The organism is Halomicrococcus pelagicus (assembly GCF_051917725.1).
Taxonomy (GTDB): domain Archaea; phylum Halobacteriota; class Halobacteria; order Halobacteriales; family Haladaptataceae; genus Halomicrococcus.
The window spans coordinates 74,866-88,887 of record NZ_JBQBLX010000009.1 but is presented as its reverse complement, the minus strand read 5'-3'; the positions used below and the strand labels follow the sequence as shown (position 1 = coordinate 88,887).

15 protein-coding genes are annotated in these 14,022 nt (G+C 68.2%); 10 read left to right on the top strand and 5 right to left on the bottom strand.

What is annotated here, in order from left to right; genetic code table 11:
* The first annotated feature begins 157 nt into the window (after positions 1-157).
* Positions 158-703, top strand: coding sequence for a DUF7344 domain-containing protein (locus ACTF4R_RS20525; protein WP_433625950.1), 546 nt, complete (start codon positions 158-160; stop codon positions 701-703).
* A gap of 221 nt (positions 704-924) precedes the next feature.
* Entirely contained in the window at positions 925-1,740 is an 816-nt protein-coding gene (locus ACTF4R_RS20520; RefSeq protein ID WP_440010397.1) for an aldo/keto reductase, read from the top strand.
* Here ACTF4R_RS20520 and ACTF4R_RS20515 read toward each other — a convergent pair.
* The gene (locus ACTF4R_RS20515) at positions 1,737-3,719 is read right to left on the bottom strand and encodes a bacterio-opsin activator domain-containing protein (protein ID WP_440010395.1); all 1,983 of its coding nucleotides are present in this window, start codon (positions 3,717-3,719) and stop codon (positions 1,737-1,739) included. The two genes, ACTF4R_RS20520 and ACTF4R_RS20515, sit on opposite strands and share 4 nt — an antisense overlap.
* A 190-nt stretch (positions 3,720-3,909) precedes the next feature.
* Here ACTF4R_RS20515 and kdgK1 point away from each other — a divergent pair, with 190 nt between their 5' ends.
* On the top strand, positions 3,910-4,863 hold the full coding sequence (gene kdgK1 / locus ACTF4R_RS20510) for a bifunctional 2-dehydro-3-deoxygluconokinase/2-dehydro-3-deoxygalactonokinase (protein WP_440010392.1): 954 nt from the start codon (positions 3,910-3,912) through the stop codon (positions 4,861-4,863).
* Between the two features lie 106 nt (positions 4,864-4,969).
* Positions 4,970-6,370: a dihydrolipoyl dehydrogenase family protein gene (locus tag ACTF4R_RS20505; protein ID WP_440010389.1), complete on the top strand. Its 1,401-nt coding sequence runs from the start codon at positions 4,970-4,972 to the stop codon at positions 6,368-6,370.
* A gap of 120 nt (positions 6,371-6,490) precedes the next feature.
* On the opposite strand, the gene ACTF4R_RS20500 is transcribed toward ACTF4R_RS20505, so the two are convergent.
* Complete coding sequence (locus tag ACTF4R_RS20500; protein WP_440010387.1) at positions 6,491-8,008, bottom strand: carboxypeptidase M32; 1,518 nt, start codon at positions 8,006-8,008, stop codon at positions 6,491-6,493.
* A 136-nt stretch (positions 8,009-8,144) separates the two neighbouring features.
* Here ACTF4R_RS20500 and ACTF4R_RS20495 point away from each other — a divergent pair, with 136 nt between their 5' ends.
* Positions 8,145-8,804 (top strand): DUF7529 family protein, encoded by a 660-nt coding sequence (locus ACTF4R_RS20495; RefSeq protein ID WP_440010384.1) that lies wholly within the window; start codon positions 8,145-8,147, stop codon positions 8,802-8,804.
* On the opposite strand, the gene ACTF4R_RS20490 is transcribed toward ACTF4R_RS20495, so the two are convergent.
* Complete coding sequence (locus tag ACTF4R_RS20490; protein ID WP_440010382.1) at positions 8,805-9,578, bottom strand: DUF5806 family protein; 774 nt, start codon at positions 9,576-9,578, stop codon at positions 8,805-8,807.
* A gap of 114 nt (positions 9,579-9,692) precedes the next feature.
* Between ACTF4R_RS20490 and ACTF4R_RS20485 the strand changes: the two genes are divergently transcribed.
* The 5 genes from ACTF4R_RS20485 (at position 9,693) to ACTF4R_RS20465 (ending at position 11,940) form a co-directional block, all read left to right on the top strand.
* The gene (locus ACTF4R_RS20485) at positions 9,693-10,067 is read left to right on the top strand and encodes a universal stress protein (protein WP_440010380.1); all 375 of its coding nucleotides are present in this window, start codon (positions 9,693-9,695) and stop codon (positions 10,065-10,067) included.
* Entirely contained in the window at positions 10,064-10,588 is a 525-nt protein-coding gene (locus ACTF4R_RS20480) for a GNAT family N-acetyltransferase (RefSeq protein ID WP_440010377.1), read from the top strand. Before ACTF4R_RS20485 ends, ACTF4R_RS20480 begins: the two co-directional genes overlap by 4 nt.
* A 118-nt stretch (positions 10,589-10,706) precedes the next feature.
* Entirely contained in the window at positions 10,707-11,144 is a 438-nt protein-coding gene (locus ACTF4R_RS20475) for a DUF7112 family protein (RefSeq protein WP_440010375.1), read from the top strand.
* Positions 11,141-11,584: a DUF5807 family protein gene (locus ACTF4R_RS20470; RefSeq protein ID WP_440010373.1), complete on the top strand. Its 444-nt coding sequence runs from the start codon at positions 11,141-11,143 to the stop codon at positions 11,582-11,584. The genes ACTF4R_RS20475 and ACTF4R_RS20470 overlap by 4 nt, the downstream gene beginning before the upstream one ends.
* A 62-nt stretch (positions 11,585-11,646) precedes the next feature.
* Positions 11,647-11,940, top strand: a complete 294-nt coding sequence (locus ACTF4R_RS20465; RefSeq protein WP_440010371.1) for a hypothetical protein — start codon at positions 11,647-11,649, stop codon at positions 11,938-11,940.
* Between the two features lie 63 nt (positions 11,941-12,003).
* Here the strand turns inward: ACTF4R_RS20465 and ACTF4R_RS20460 are convergent, their stop codons facing one another.
* Both ACTF4R_RS20460 and ACTF4R_RS20455 read right to left on the bottom strand, forming a co-directional pair.
* Positions 12,004-12,804 carry a BtpA family protein gene (locus tag ACTF4R_RS20460; RefSeq protein WP_440010368.1) on the bottom strand — a complete coding sequence of 267 codons (801 nt, stop codon included), beginning with the start codon at positions 12,802-12,804 and terminating at the stop codon, positions 12,004-12,006.
* Positions 12,805-12,881: 77 nt separating this feature from the next.
* A complete protein-coding gene (locus tag ACTF4R_RS20455; RefSeq protein ID WP_440010367.1) occupies positions 12,882-14,006 on the bottom strand; it encodes a DHH family phosphoesterase in 1,125 nt (374 codons plus the stop codon).
* Positions 14,007-14,022 lie beyond the last annotated feature (16 nt).

Below are 14,022 nucleotides of genomic sequence, written 5' to 3'. Positions count from 1 at the left end.
CCGAACTCCGGCCTTAAACGCCGGCAATGTAACCTCCATTTCGGATTTTCCCGCCTAAGCACTGGATAACAAAGTGTTGTCCGCAGTAACTTCACGTCGTCGTTACATCGGGTGGCTATGGCACAGACACAACAACCGATTGGGCGTCCCAGGTAGCATGAGTTCCACTGACGGTACTCCACAACAGTTGTCCGAGGACCTCATCTTCGACGTGTTGAAAAACAGGCGTCGTCGATACACGCTGCATTATCTCAAGCAAAAGGACCGTCCGGTCGAACTCAGCGAACTCGCCGAACAGGTGGCGGCCTGGGAGAACGACACGACCGTCGAAGGGCTGTCGGCCAACGAGCGCAAGTCGGTCTACACCTCCCTCTATCAGACACATCTGCCGAAACTCGCGGACGCGGGCATCGTCGACTACAACCAGAGTCGCGGCGTCGTCGAACTCTCGGAGAACGCGGCCCAGCTAGAGGGGTACCTGCGGCCCCAGGACGAGTTTCCGTGGGTTCGGTACTACCTCGGGCTCGCCATCGTGAGCGCGGTTCTCGTCTTCGCGGACTGGCTCGGCATTCCGCCGTTTACGGCCATCCCCGACGAGATCTGGGGAGTGCTCATCGTCGCTGCGTTCGCGCTCTCGGCGCTGGTTCACTACGTCCGACGGCGACGACTCGGACGAGACGAGCGCCCGCCGACCGCGCGATAGCGGAGTAACGTCGATTACTCCTCCGAAAGCAGAATGGGAGGGTGGTGTCAGATTTCCGTTGTATTTGGCGGTTGCGACCCCGACCCCGAGTAGCGGCGTCGCAGGCCGGGTAACCGCCGACGGAAAGCGACCGCGCTCGCCAGGCGGGTCGCGGTCGTCGACAACGAGACGTTCCGGCGCCGTAATCGCTTTCCGGACGCTCTCCCAAGACGGGGACACCGATGTCTTCAGATGCAGACCGGGTAGGAATACCCAAACTCGGACTCGGAACGTGGGAGAACACCGACCCCGAAGCCTGCGTGGAGAGCGTCGCGCACGCGCTCGAAATCGGCTACCGGCACGTCGACACGGCGCAGGCGTACGACAACGAAGGGCACGTCGGCGAGGGCATCGCCCAGGCGGGCGTCGACCGCGAAGACGTCTTCCTCGCGACGAAGGTCTGGACGAGCAATCTGGCCCACGACGACGTGCTCGCCAGCACGGAGGAGAGCCTCGACAAACTCGGCGTCGACAGCCTGGACCTGCTGTACGTCCACTGGCCGGCGCACGAGTACGACCCCGAGGACACCCTCTCTGCGTTCGACGAACTGTACGACGAGGGCACGATAGACCACGTCGGCGTGAGCAACTTCGAGCCCCGCCACCTCGATACGGCGCGCGAGACGCTCGACGCGCCGCTGCTCGCCAACCAGGTCGAGATGCATCCCCTGCTCCAGCAGGACGAACTCGTCGAGTACGCCCGCGAGCACGACCTTACGCTCGTCGCCTACTCGCCGCTGGCACGCGGGAAGGTGTTCGAGGTCGACGAACTGTCGGCGATAGCCGACAAACACGGCGTCAGCGAGGCGCAGGTCAGCCTCGCGTGGCTGGCACAGAAAGACGACGTCGTCGCCATCCCGAAGGCGAGCAGCTACGACCACATCGAGGACAACTTCGACGCGCTCGACCTCGAACTCGACGACGAGGACGTCGAGGCGATAGAGAACCTCGACCGCGAGGAGCGACAGGTCGACCCCGACTTCGCGCCCTGGAACTAGTCGGACTCGCCGAAGAACACGTCGAGCAGCTTTTCCTGTGACTTTCGGAGGTGCTGGTGGAGCGTCGCCGCGGAGATGTCGAGCGCGTCGGCGACCTCCTCGGCCGTGCTGGCGCGCGGCCAGTCGAAGTAGCCCGCGCGGTACGCCGCCCGTGTCGCGGTCAGTTGCCGGTCGGTCAGGCGGTCGTCGAGCTCCGTACGGAACTCGGCGGCCGACCCGGCGGGCCGTTCGGCGTCGCGCTTGCCGACCATCTTCGCGCCGGGGAACGCCGACTCGACCGCTTCGACGACCGCGCGAAGGTCGGCGTCGGGGGGGAGTTCGGCGACGATTCGGCCCTCGCCGCCCTCGGCGACTGCGTGCGTGACCGACGCGCCGTGGTCGGCCAGCGTCACGACGGGCGACGGACCGGTGACGCGAACTTCGAGGACGCACTCGTCGTCGCCCCTGCTGACGAGTCTGGCACTGTCGACCTCGTCGGACGCTTCGACCGCGTCGAGGACGACGTCGGGAGGCTCGCCGGCGACCCGGACGAAACAGAGCATCGTCTCCTCCTCGGCGGGCAGTACGTCTTCGAGCGTACACCGGCAGTCGTACTCGTCCGACAGGCGGACGAACAGCGCGCCGCCGTCGGTCACCGCGAACTCCAGTTCGACGACCGACTCGGCGAACAGCAGTCGCCGACTCTCGACGGCGTTGATGGCGAACGCCACGATGTCGCCGAGTGCCTCGAAACCCGCCTGTTCGCGCTCGCTGAACGCGTTCGGCCGGGTCGCGTAGACGACGAGCACGCCGTAGGTCGCCTCGCCGTACGACAGCGGAACGGCGATGCCGGACTCGACGGACGACTCCGCCAGGGCGGTCTCCGAGCCGGGCGGAATCGGCCGTACTCGGGCGTCGTTCGCGACCTGGGTCTCCCCGGTCCGGAGGGCGACGGTCGCCGGTCGGTCCTCCTCGCCGACCACTTCGCCGACCAGCGAGCGCACGCCGTTGTCTCCGCCCGCCTCAGAACGGATTGAGAGTCCGGTGCCGGTGCGGTCGCGCTCGGCGACCCAGGCGAACTGGTAGAGGTCCGAATCCGCGAGTTGCGAGACGACGGTCGTCTCGATGCCCTCACGGGACGCCGTGGAGACGAGCGACCGGGTGAGTTCGCGGATAACGACGTTGATGCGGTTCAACGTCTCCAGTTCGTCGCGCTGTCGACGGAGTTTGCGCTCGCGCCGTCGGCGCTCGGTCACGTCCCGCGTGACGCCGACGATACCGCCGGCGTCCTCGTCCGGCAGGAGGGAGAAGCACGTCTCCGTCGGGACGGTCCCTCCGGACGCCGAGAGGATGTCGGTATCGAGGTTCGCCACCTCGCGGTCGCTGGTGCGCAACTCGTCGGCCAGTCGCTGGGCTTTCGCCAGACCGGCCTCCGAACTGACGAGCGAGATGGGACTTCCCTCCAGCGTCTCTCGGTCGTACCCCGTCATCGACGCGAACGCTTCGTTGACCGTGACGAACCGCAGGTCCTCGTCGATGATGTAGACGCCGTCCCCGACGGTCTCGAACAGCGTCTCGTACTGGCTGAGTTCGCGTTCGCGTCGCTTGCGTTCGGAGATGTCGCGTCCGCTGCCCGCCACGCCGACGATGGCTCCCGACTCCGCTCTCACCGGCGACCCGTTGAACTCGAAGGGGAGCGGTTCGCCGTCCTTCGCCAACAGGGTCGTATCGACGCTCCGGGACGTCCCGCGTTCCAGAACGTCCATGACGAGTTCGCTCACGTGTTCGCGTTCGTCCTCGGGAATGAACTCGATAGGATTCATCTCGGCGATTTCGGCGTTGCTGTATCCGGTCAGTTCGAGCAGTCGGTCGTTCCAGCGCCGAAATTGCCAGTTCCGGTCGAAGGCGTAGATGACGTCCGGGACCCCGTCGTAGATGTCCGTCGAGAACGCGTCGTCGAACGGCAGCTCGTTCTGGTCCGATTTCGGAGGCTCGTTCATCCGTCGGTCGATACCTGGTCACCTTTGCTGTCGGCAAAGCAAAAGTTTACCGGGCGAGTCATTTTCCGACTCCGAAGAGGTATGGTATTTGACGAACGAACGTCGTTCGCTACCGCTCGACCGCCGAAGGCTCTCTCGTACGTGGACCGCGACCGGTCGAACTATAGGAGTCGCTCTCTACCTCGCGCACATGGCCGACCTGGTCACGTTCGGCGAGACGATGCTTCGACTCTCGCCTCCGGACCGCGAGCGAATCGAGACGACGTCGACGCTCGAACTTCGGGCGGCGGGCGCGGAGAGCAACGTCGCCATCGCCGCCCAGCGCATCGGCGCGGACGCCACCTGGACGTCGAAACTTCCCGACTCCCCGCTCGGCAGGCGCGTCGCCGCCGAGCTACGGTCGCACGGCATCGACGCGGCGGTCGCGTGGAGCGACGACGGTCGCCAGGGAACCTACTACCTCGAACACGGGTCCACCCCGCGCGGCACCAACGTCATCTACGACCGTTCGGACGCCGCGGTCACGACGACCCGCCCCGACGACCTCCCGCTCTCGACCGTCCGCGACGCCGACTGGTTCCACACGAGCGGCATCACGCCCGCGCTCTCCTCGACCCTCGAATCGACCGTCGCCGACGTTCTCTCGACCGCACGCGACGCCGGAACGACCACCTCCTTCGACGTCAACTACCGCTCGAAGCTCTGGTCGCCCGAAGAGGCGCGGGCGACCCTGACCGAACTCTTCCCGGCAGTCGACGTGCTGACGACAGCCAAGCGCGACGCTCACGAGGTGCTCGGGCGGGAGGGCGACGCCGAGAGCATCGCTCGCGGCCTCGCCGACGACCACGACTTCGAGACGGTCGTCGTCACGCGCGGCGAAGACGGCGCGCTGGCGTTCCACGACGGCGCAGTCTTCGAACAGCCGGCAGTCGAGACCGAGACGGTCGACCCCATCGGCACCGGCGACGCCTTCGTCGGAGCGTTCGTCGCGCGCCGCCTCGCGGGCGACGACGTGCCGACCGCGCTGGAGTACGGCGCGGCGACCGCCGCGATGAAGCGGACCATTCCGGGCGACGTCGCGGTCGTCACCCGCGAGGAGGTCGAGGCGGTCGTCGACGCCGACCGCGGCGCGATATCGCGATAACGCAGTCGTACCCTCCGAACTCGGTCGCCCCGTCCGGTGTCGTACGGCCAGGAGTCCCCGGCCGGCGGACGAACTGCTAAAGGGCGGGGCGTCCAAACGCGCGACTATGACCACGCACGTCGTCGTCGTTGGGGCGTACGGAAGCGCGGGAGTCGCGGTGGCGAGCGAACTGGTCGACGAACCGGACGTGGAGTTGACGCTCGTCGACGACGGCGACCCCGGCGGCGGTCTCTGCATCCTCCGGGGCTGCATGCCGTCGAAGGAAGTGCTGTCGGCCACGGCCCACCGCTTCCAGGTTCGCGACGACCCTCGCCTCGAGGGGACGCCGGAGGTCGACCTCCAGTCGGTCGTCGACCGCAAAGACGACCACGTCGAGAGCTTCGCCAGCCATCGCCGCGCCACCGTCCACGAGATGGCCGAGCGCGAGAACGTCACCTTCCACCACGACACCGCGCGGTTCGTCGACGACCACGTCGTCGCGGTCGGCGACCGCGAGATAGCGGCCGACTACGTCGTCGTCGCCACGGGGTCGGACCTCAACGTTCCCGACCTGCCCGGCCTGGAGGACGTGGACTACTCGACCAGCGACGACGTGCTCGACGCGACCGAGTTCCCCGACTCGGGCGTCGTCATGGGATTCGGGTACGTCGGCGTCGAACTCGTTCCCTACCTCTCGGAGGCCGCGGGGATGGACCTCACCGTCGTCGAGCACGACCAGCGTCCGCTGGACGAGGCCGACGACGCCTTCGGCGACGAACTGCTCGACATCTACCGCGAGCGGTTCGACGTCGAGGTGTTGACCCAGACGGACGAGCGGCGCGTCGAACCCGCCGGCGACGGCGTCCGCCTCCACGTCGAGGAGGACGGCGAGGAGCGCGCCGTCGAGGCCGACGAACTGTTCCTGTTCACGGGTCGCCGGCCCGCCCTCGACGGCCTCGGTCTCGACGCCACCGCTCTCGACCCCGGTCCGGGCTGGGTCCGGGACACGATGCAGGCCCGCGACGACCCCCGGACCTTCGTCGTCGGCGACGCGAACGGTCACGAACCCATCCTCCACGTCGCCAAAGAGCAGGGGTTCCAGGCCGCCGCGAACGTCCTGGCGCACGCCCGCGGCGACGACCTCGAACCGTACGAGAACACCCGCCACCACGTGATGTTCTCCGGAACCGGCGTCTACCCCTTCGCTCACGTCGGCCTCTCCGAGTCGGCCGTCGAGGCCGAGGACCGCGACTACGTCGCCGTCACCCGCCGCGCCACCGACGACGGCGTGTTCAAGACCAAACACGCCGCCGAGGGGCTGGCGAAACTCGTCGTCGACGCCGACGACGGCACGGTGCTCGGCTACCAGGGGCTACACTACCACGCCGACGTGATGGCGAAGACGATGCAGGTCGTCGTCGAAGGCGAGATGGACGTCCGCGACGTGCCGGACCGGGCGTTCCACCCCACCACGCCCGAGATACTCGACGGGCTGTTTCGAGAGGCGAGCGGTCGGGTCGGCGAGTAGCGCGACCGTCCCCTCGGGGAGCGGCCAGCGGCGCCGACCGCTCCGGCGATGGCCGAGACGCGCCGCTCTCCGGCGTCGGTCCGGCGACGGAAAAACGGGTGCCTGGTCGCGGTCGTCGGGTTACCCGTCGAGGTCGTACAGCTCGGAGAACTTCGACTCGACGTGGTCGAGGAAGTAGTCGGCGGTGAACGACTCGCCGGTCGCGCGCTCGATGAGGTCGTCGGTGGTGTACCTGGCACCGTGCTGGTGGACGTTCTCGGTCAGCCAGTCGTGCAGCGGCTCGAAGTCGCCCGCCGCGACGCGTTCGTCGAGGTCGTCGATGTCCTCCTCGGCGGTGGCGTACAGCTGGGCCGCCAGGACGCTGCCGAGCGAGTAGGTCGGGAAGTAGCCGAAGCTGCCGTGGCTCCAGTGGATGTCCTGCAGGCAGCCCTCGGCGTCGGAGTCGGGGCGGATGCCGAGGTACTCCTCGTACTTGTCGTTCCAGAGCTCCGGCACGTCCTCGACGTCTATCTCGCCGCGAATGAGCTGTTTCTCGATCTCGAACCGGACCACGATGTGCATGTGGTAGGTGAGTTCGTCCGCCTCGACGCGGATGAGGTTGTCCTCGTACACCTCGTTGACGGCCTCGTACAGGTCGTCGACGGTGAGGTCCTCGGCCTCCGGGAACCGCTCGGTCAGTTCGGGGAGGAACCGCTCCCAGAACGCCTTCGAGCGCCCGACGTGGTTCTCCCAGAGCCGCGACTGGGACTCGTGGACGGTGAGGTCCCGGGACTGCCCCAGGGGCGTCCCGTACTCCTCGTCCGGCAGGCCGAGGGTGTAGGTGGCGTGACCGAACTCGTGGATGGTGCTCATCAGCGCGCCGAGCGGGTCGGACTCGTCGAACCGCGTCGTCACGCGAGCGTCGAACTGGTTGCCGCTGGAGAACGGATGCGGTGCGGTGTCGAGGCGGCCGCGGTTCCAGTCGTAGCCGAGCGTGTCGAGCACGTCGCGGGCGAGGTCCTCCTGGGTGTCCGCGTCGTAGGTACCGTCGAACGGCGACGCGAGGTCGACGTCGCTCTCGCGCACGTCGTCGATGAGCGGGACGAGTTCGTCCCGGAGGCGTTCGAGCGTCTCCTCGGCGGTGTCGATGCCGAGGTAGGGCTCGTACTCCTCGAACAGCACCTCGTAGGGGTCCTTCTCGGGGTCGATGTGCTCGGCGTACTCGCGCTCGAGTTCGACGAGTTTCTCCAGCGTCGGCGCGAAGATGGAGAAGTCGTCTTCCTCCTTGGCCTGCTCCCACTTCGGCAGCGCCTCGGAGGTGGTCCGGGATATCTCCTCGACGAGGTCGGTCGGGACGCTCGTCGCGCGCTCGTGTTTCCGGCGCACCTCGCGGACGACCGCCCGCTGCTCGTCGTCGAGGTCCTGCGATTCGAGGTCGGCGAGCAGGTCGGCCATCTCGTCGTCGGTCAGCAGGTCGTGGGAGATGGCCGACAGCGCCGAGCGCTGCTGGGACCGCGCGGGCGTGCCGCCCTCGGGCATCATGACTTCCTGGTCCCAGCCCAGGATGCCGGCCGCACCCTCGACGTTGTTGATTCGTTTCACCTTCTGGAGGAACTGGTCGTACGCGTCCGCGTCCGCGTCGGCGGCTTCGGTTGCCATCGTCGCCAAATTGGTGTCAGTGATTATCAATCAACGGGTTTCGGAACGAAACGGTACCGCGAGGATTGCACTGCGAGCGCCCTCCTCGCGCGGCGTGGCACAACGCTTTTGGCCGACAAGCGCGCGGATTGACAGTATGAGTGGCGACGCGCCGAACTACACGGCCAACACCCGAGCGATGGAGTTCTGGGACGAGGTAGTCGAGGACATGGAGGCCACCGCGGCCGAGTACGAGGACGCCGGCTGGGACGCCCTGCTGTTGCACCCCGGCGACGTGACGCCCGTCGTCTACACCGACGACGAGGGTGCGGACGAGGGAACCGACGTCGACCTCGACGCGGCCGACGTCGAGGTCGTCTCCGACGAGGACGCGGGCGAGGTCGAGTCCACCGACGCGGCCGGCGACTCCGTCGACGTGAGTACCGTGACCGAGTACGGCCTCGACGTGCTCGTACCGGACGACGAGTTCGCGGAACTCGAGTCGCTGCTGGAGGACGGCGTCGCCTTCGACTCCTTCGAGGCGTTCCGTGCGGCGGAAGACCGCATGGTCTACCTCGTGGTCGCCATGGAGGACCACGACGCCGAGACCGTCGTGCTGTACCCGGCGTACTACGACGTCCAGGGCGCGGCGGAGATGCTCGAAGCCGCCGACGACCGTGGGGAGATGTACACCTTCGTCCGGACGCTGAGCGACGACCGCATCCAGTTCACCCACGAGGACCAGAGCGTTTTCCAGCCGCCGGCCCCCGAGACCGAGACGAGTGGGGAAGCGGACGACGACGGGACCGCGGAGTAGTCACTCCGCATCCGGGCGTATCTCGTGGCCGCAGTTCGGACACTCGACCTCGTCGTGGCGCAGTTGCTCGCTGGATTCGCGCACTTCGCGCATGACCCCGGAGATGCGGTCCTCGGCGGCCAGCTCCTCCTCGACCGAGAGGTCGACGCCCTCGACCTCCAGCAGGAACTTCGCCACCTCGGTGACCTCGTACATCAGGTCGTCCAGCTCCTCGGCGGTGAAGAAGTTACACATCGCGCCGTAGAGGAAGGTCGCACCGGCCTTGTGGACCTTCTCCTCGAAGCTCGACCGCGCCTGGTTGACCGCCTGCGGCGTGTACGTATCGGTCATGAATGGGACGAGGTGCGGGAGGTTCTCACCTATCTTCGTCATCTCGACGCCGGTCTCGGTACGGAAGTCGGCACAGAGCCGCGCGATGGCCCACTCGCGGGCGGTGACGTACGTCCGCTCGCGGAGGAACTCGTTGACGCGGTCGTACTGCGCGCCGTCCATCTTCTTGAACCGCTCGTACTTCCGAACCTCCGGCGGTACGTCGACCGCGTCCGTCCCGGGAGCGTCTCCCCCGGCGTCGGACCCGGGGACGCTCGTCTCCGACGCGTCGACTTCGTCCGGTCCGGACGCGCCGGCCTCGTCGGCGTTCGGCGCATCGTTCTCGTCGACGCCCGACGCGTCGGTCTCGCCGTGTCGCTGTGCCGCAGTCTGCTCGGCGTCGGAGCCCGGAGATTCGTCGCTCTCGTCGGATTCGGCCGACGAGAGGGAGGATTCGTCTGACATACCGGACCTTACCAACCGGGGTGCAAAAGAGTGTCGTCGGTCGGTGATGGAGCGACGGCGATCGGGTTCGACCGGAGCCGAACTGTTTTGACGCCCGCACCGGAACAGGGGTGTATGAAAGTGCTACTGGGAATCGGTGGGAGCGACGACTCGCTGACCGCGCTGGAGCAGACGGTCGGGCGGGCGCGGGCGGCGGGCGACGACCTCACCATCGCCGTCCTCGAAAACCCCGAGAGCGACCTGACGCCCGACGAGGTTCGGACGAGGGCCGAGGGCGTGCTCGCCGACGCCGACGTCGACGCCGAGGTACGCGAACTGACCGGCGACCCCGGGAGCCAGTTGCTCGACGTCGCCGAGAGCGAGGGATTCGACCAGATCGTGCTCGGCGGCGGCCAGCGCAGCCCGATGGGGAAGATAAAACTCGGCCAGATAGCGGAGTTCGTCCTGCTGAACTCCCACGTCACGGTGAAGCTGGTGCGCGAACCATGACGCGACACGACCGACGTTTCCCCGACGAACCGTCGGGGCCGTTCCCCGAGCCGCCGCTCTCTTTCACCGACCGCGAGGGCCGCGACATCGACGTGTGCCCGTACGAGGAGGGCGACGAGGAAGCGCTGGTCGAGATGTACGTCGACTTCGACCCCGCGGACCGCGCGCAGGGCATCCCGCCCGCGACCGAATCCCGGGTCCGCGACTGGGTGGAGACGCTGGGCGAGGGGCTGAACGTCGTCGCGTGGCACGAGGACGAGGTCGCGGGCCACGCCACGCTCGTCCCGGACGGCAACGGCTCGTACGAACTCGCCATCTTCGTCCACCAGCGCTACCAGCGCGCCGGTATCGGCTCCCAACTCATCCGGGCGCTGCTGGGGCACGGCAAGGCCAACGGCGTCGACCACGTTTGGCTCACCGTCGAGCGCTGGAACCGTGCCGCCGTCAGCCTCTACCGCGACGTCGGCTTCGAGACCACCGACTCCGAGAGCTTCGAACTGGAGATGGTCCTGACGCTCTGAGGGACCGATTCCCGCCCGGTCGCGGTTCGTCGCCCCGGTCCCTTCTGTTTCGGCTTTGACCGCGACTTCGGCGAGCAAAGCACTGAAACGCCTCGACCTCCTTCGAACGAACACGAACATGACTCAGCGGGTTTCTAGCGAGACTGTAGACACCGTCCGGGCCACCATCACCCGGAGCGGCGCGACCGACCGCCCGTGCGTCGAGATTCCCGCGGACGACGCCGAGGCGTTCCCGGAGGACGACGTCGTCCGCCTTGTCATCGACGACACCGAGTACCGAGCGCGCATCGAACGACCACTGACCGGCGACGGCCGACTCATCCGCGGCGCGTACGACACGCCGAGCCTCGCGCGCAATCCCGGCGACGGCGAGAACCGCCTCACGGAGTGGTTCGAGGCGAGCAACCGAGAGTTCGACCAGTCGGTCCTGCTCGACGTCGTCTCGGAGGAGTTCCGGTACGGCCTCCGCGAACCGGGCAAGCGCACCGTCTACGACGCGGCCGAAGGTCCCGACGACGGCCTGGCGAACATCGCGGAACAGGTCGAGGAACGATGAGCAAGCGCGAGGAGTTCCTGGCGGGCGAGCGCGTCGAGGACGTGGCGCTCTTCCTGGCCGACTCGTTCGTCGACGGCGACTCGCTGGCCGACCACGGCGAGTCCGTCCCGGACGGCACCTTGCTGGTCGTCCCGGGCGACACGGGCCGCAGCGTCTTCCAGACCGCGACCGGGATGGAGGCGATGGGGTTCGCAAAGCGCGCGATGGGCACGGAGGGTACCATCGACGCCGACCTCACGGGCGGCGAGTGCCCGGCGGCGGGCGAGGAGGCGGACGGCGACGAGAGCGCCGACCACGAGACGGAGTTCGTCTTCGCGTTCGCCGAGGAGCAGAACGAGGACGTCGGCGACATCTACGCGGAGGGCGACGTGATTCACGCCTACGCCTACTGCGACTGCGGTACCGCCTACTCCCAGAAGTGGGTCGCGGGCGAGCGATAGGAGAGACGCGCCCCACGGCCGCGGCCAGCACGGTTTTCCGGTCTGCGGTCCCGCTACCTCCCATGTCGACCGACCCAGAGGACGCACGCTACGACCACGTCTCGATAGACGACTGGGACGCCGTCGAGGAACACTTGCGGCGGTTCGCCGACACCGGGCGCGTGGACACGGCCGGCGAGCGCGTCGTCGCGGAACTGGACAACTCGCGGTTCTCGGTCGCCCGCGACGGCGAGGTGAGCGCGGGCATGCCGCTGCACGACTTCGACGCGGTCGTCGACGAACTGCGCTTCGACCACGACGGCGGCGCTATCGCCGTCCGCGGCGACGATTTCGACTACGAGTTCCGCCGTCCGTAGCGCTCCGGATTCGACCATCCGAGAAGGCCCCGGCGACGCGGTTCCTCGCCGGGGTCGGCGAGTTCACGTCCGTCCGACGAGGGTCGCGACGCGCTCGCGGTCGACGCGGTTCGTCGTCTCGCCGCCCTCCTTCAGCGCGGTGCCGACGATGGCTCCGTCGGCGACCGCGAGCAGGTCGGCGACGTTCCCGGCGGTGACGCCGCTCCCGACGAGGACGGGTGCGTCCGCGCCGAGGTCGTCCCGTCGCGCGACGACCGTTTCGAGCAGGTCGGCGTCCACCGCCCGTCCGGTGCCGGGACCGCTGACCACCAGGCCGTCCGCCTTGCCGCGTTCGAGCGTCTCCGCGACCAGTTCCTCGACGGGACGCTCGGCGAGCGGCGCGGAGTGTTTCACGGCCACGTCGGCCAGTATCGCCACGTCGGAGTCGAGCGTCTCGCGGAGTCGCAGCGTCTCGTGCGCTCGCCCCTCGACGACGCCCTGGTCGGTCACGCGCGCGCCGGTGTGGACGTTCACGCGGACGAAGTCGGCGTTCGCGGCGGTCGCCACCGACAGCGCCGCCGCGGCGTCGTTCCGCAGGACGTTGACCCCCAGCGGTAGCTCGACCGCCCGCCGAATCTCGGTCGCGACGCGCGTCATCGACGCGACGACGTGTCGCGGCACCTCGTCGGGGTAGAAGGGGGCGTCGCCGAAGTTCTCGACCAGCACGGCGTCCGCACCGCCAGCTTCGAGTTCCCGGGCGTCGGCCAGCGCGCGCTCGACCAGCGCGTCGAAGTCGCCCGAAAACCCTGGCGCGCCGGGCAGCGCGGGCAGGTGGACCATGCCGACGACCGGGTCGTCTGCGTCGAAGACCGCGGAACCGTTCATGCCGGTGGCGTCGGCGCGGCGGGAGTTAAGCGACCCGACCCGGGGCGGACGAGCAGCGAGCGCTCGTCGGGCGTCCTCTAGTCGTCCGCCGGGTCAGCGCTCCCGTCGCTCGCCTCCTCCTCCTCGCTCGCGCCGTCCTCGGGGTCGAGGTTCCGGAAGCCGTCGAGGATGACCTGCTTCGCCACTGCGCCCTGGGTCGTCCAGTGGTGGGCGTAGTCGAGCATGTCGTCGTAGATGTCCGGCTTGCACCCCGCGGCCTTCGGGTGGCCGCCGCCGTTGACCTGCCGGGCGACCTCGTGGCAGCGCTCGAACGCGTCGGTGCCCCGGATGGAGGCGCTGCCGGCGGGCTTGACGACGACGGAGGCGTCCGCACCCTCCTCGCGCATCGCCTCGGCGACCTCGTTCTGCGAGCAGCGACCGTAGGTCACGCCGACCGTCCAGTCGCCGACTTCCTTCAGTTCGCCACGCTCGACGGCGCGCTCGACGAGCGCGTCCTTCTCGACGCGGCGCTCGGCGACGAACTCCTCGACCTCCGGGGGGAGGTCGGCGCCGTGTTCCTGGACGACTGCCATGTACTCCTCGGGTTCCGTCCAGTAGGAGTAGTCGGCGAGGTCGTCGCTGCGCGGGTCCTCGCGCAGCCAGAGGTCGTGGTCCCGGGTGACGGCGGCGAGTTCGACGAGGTACTCCGGGAAGTCGTGGTCGAGCGACCGCGCGACCACGTCGGCGGTGCACTCCTCGTCGGACTCGCCGACGACGAGGTCGACGCCCGCGTCCCTGACCGCCGCCGCGACGGTCTCGTCCCATTGGTGGTGGTCGAACCACGAGACGTCGTCGGCTTCCTCGACCAGCACCGCCAGTTCCGCGGCGATGGGTTCGAACGCGTCCGGGCAGAGGTCGCAGACGAACACGGTCGCGCCGTCCTCGGCGTACGCCGCCACGTTCTCCAGGGTCTCGTCCAGGTCGTGCGGACCGGTGGGGACCAGCGCCGCGTCGCCGTACGCCTCCCGTATCAGCGCGGTCGCGGCGAGGCCGTCCGCGTCCGGGTCGGCGACGACGGCGACGTCCGCGCCGTCGAGCGCCTCCCGCACCTCCTTTTCCTCCTGTTCTTCCTCGATAGAGTCCGGCACGAAGAATCCCTCGCCCGGGAGCAGCGACTTCCGTTCGAGCGAGAGTCGCTCGTCGTCGATGAGCCAATCGTCCATACCGTCTCCTCGGCCC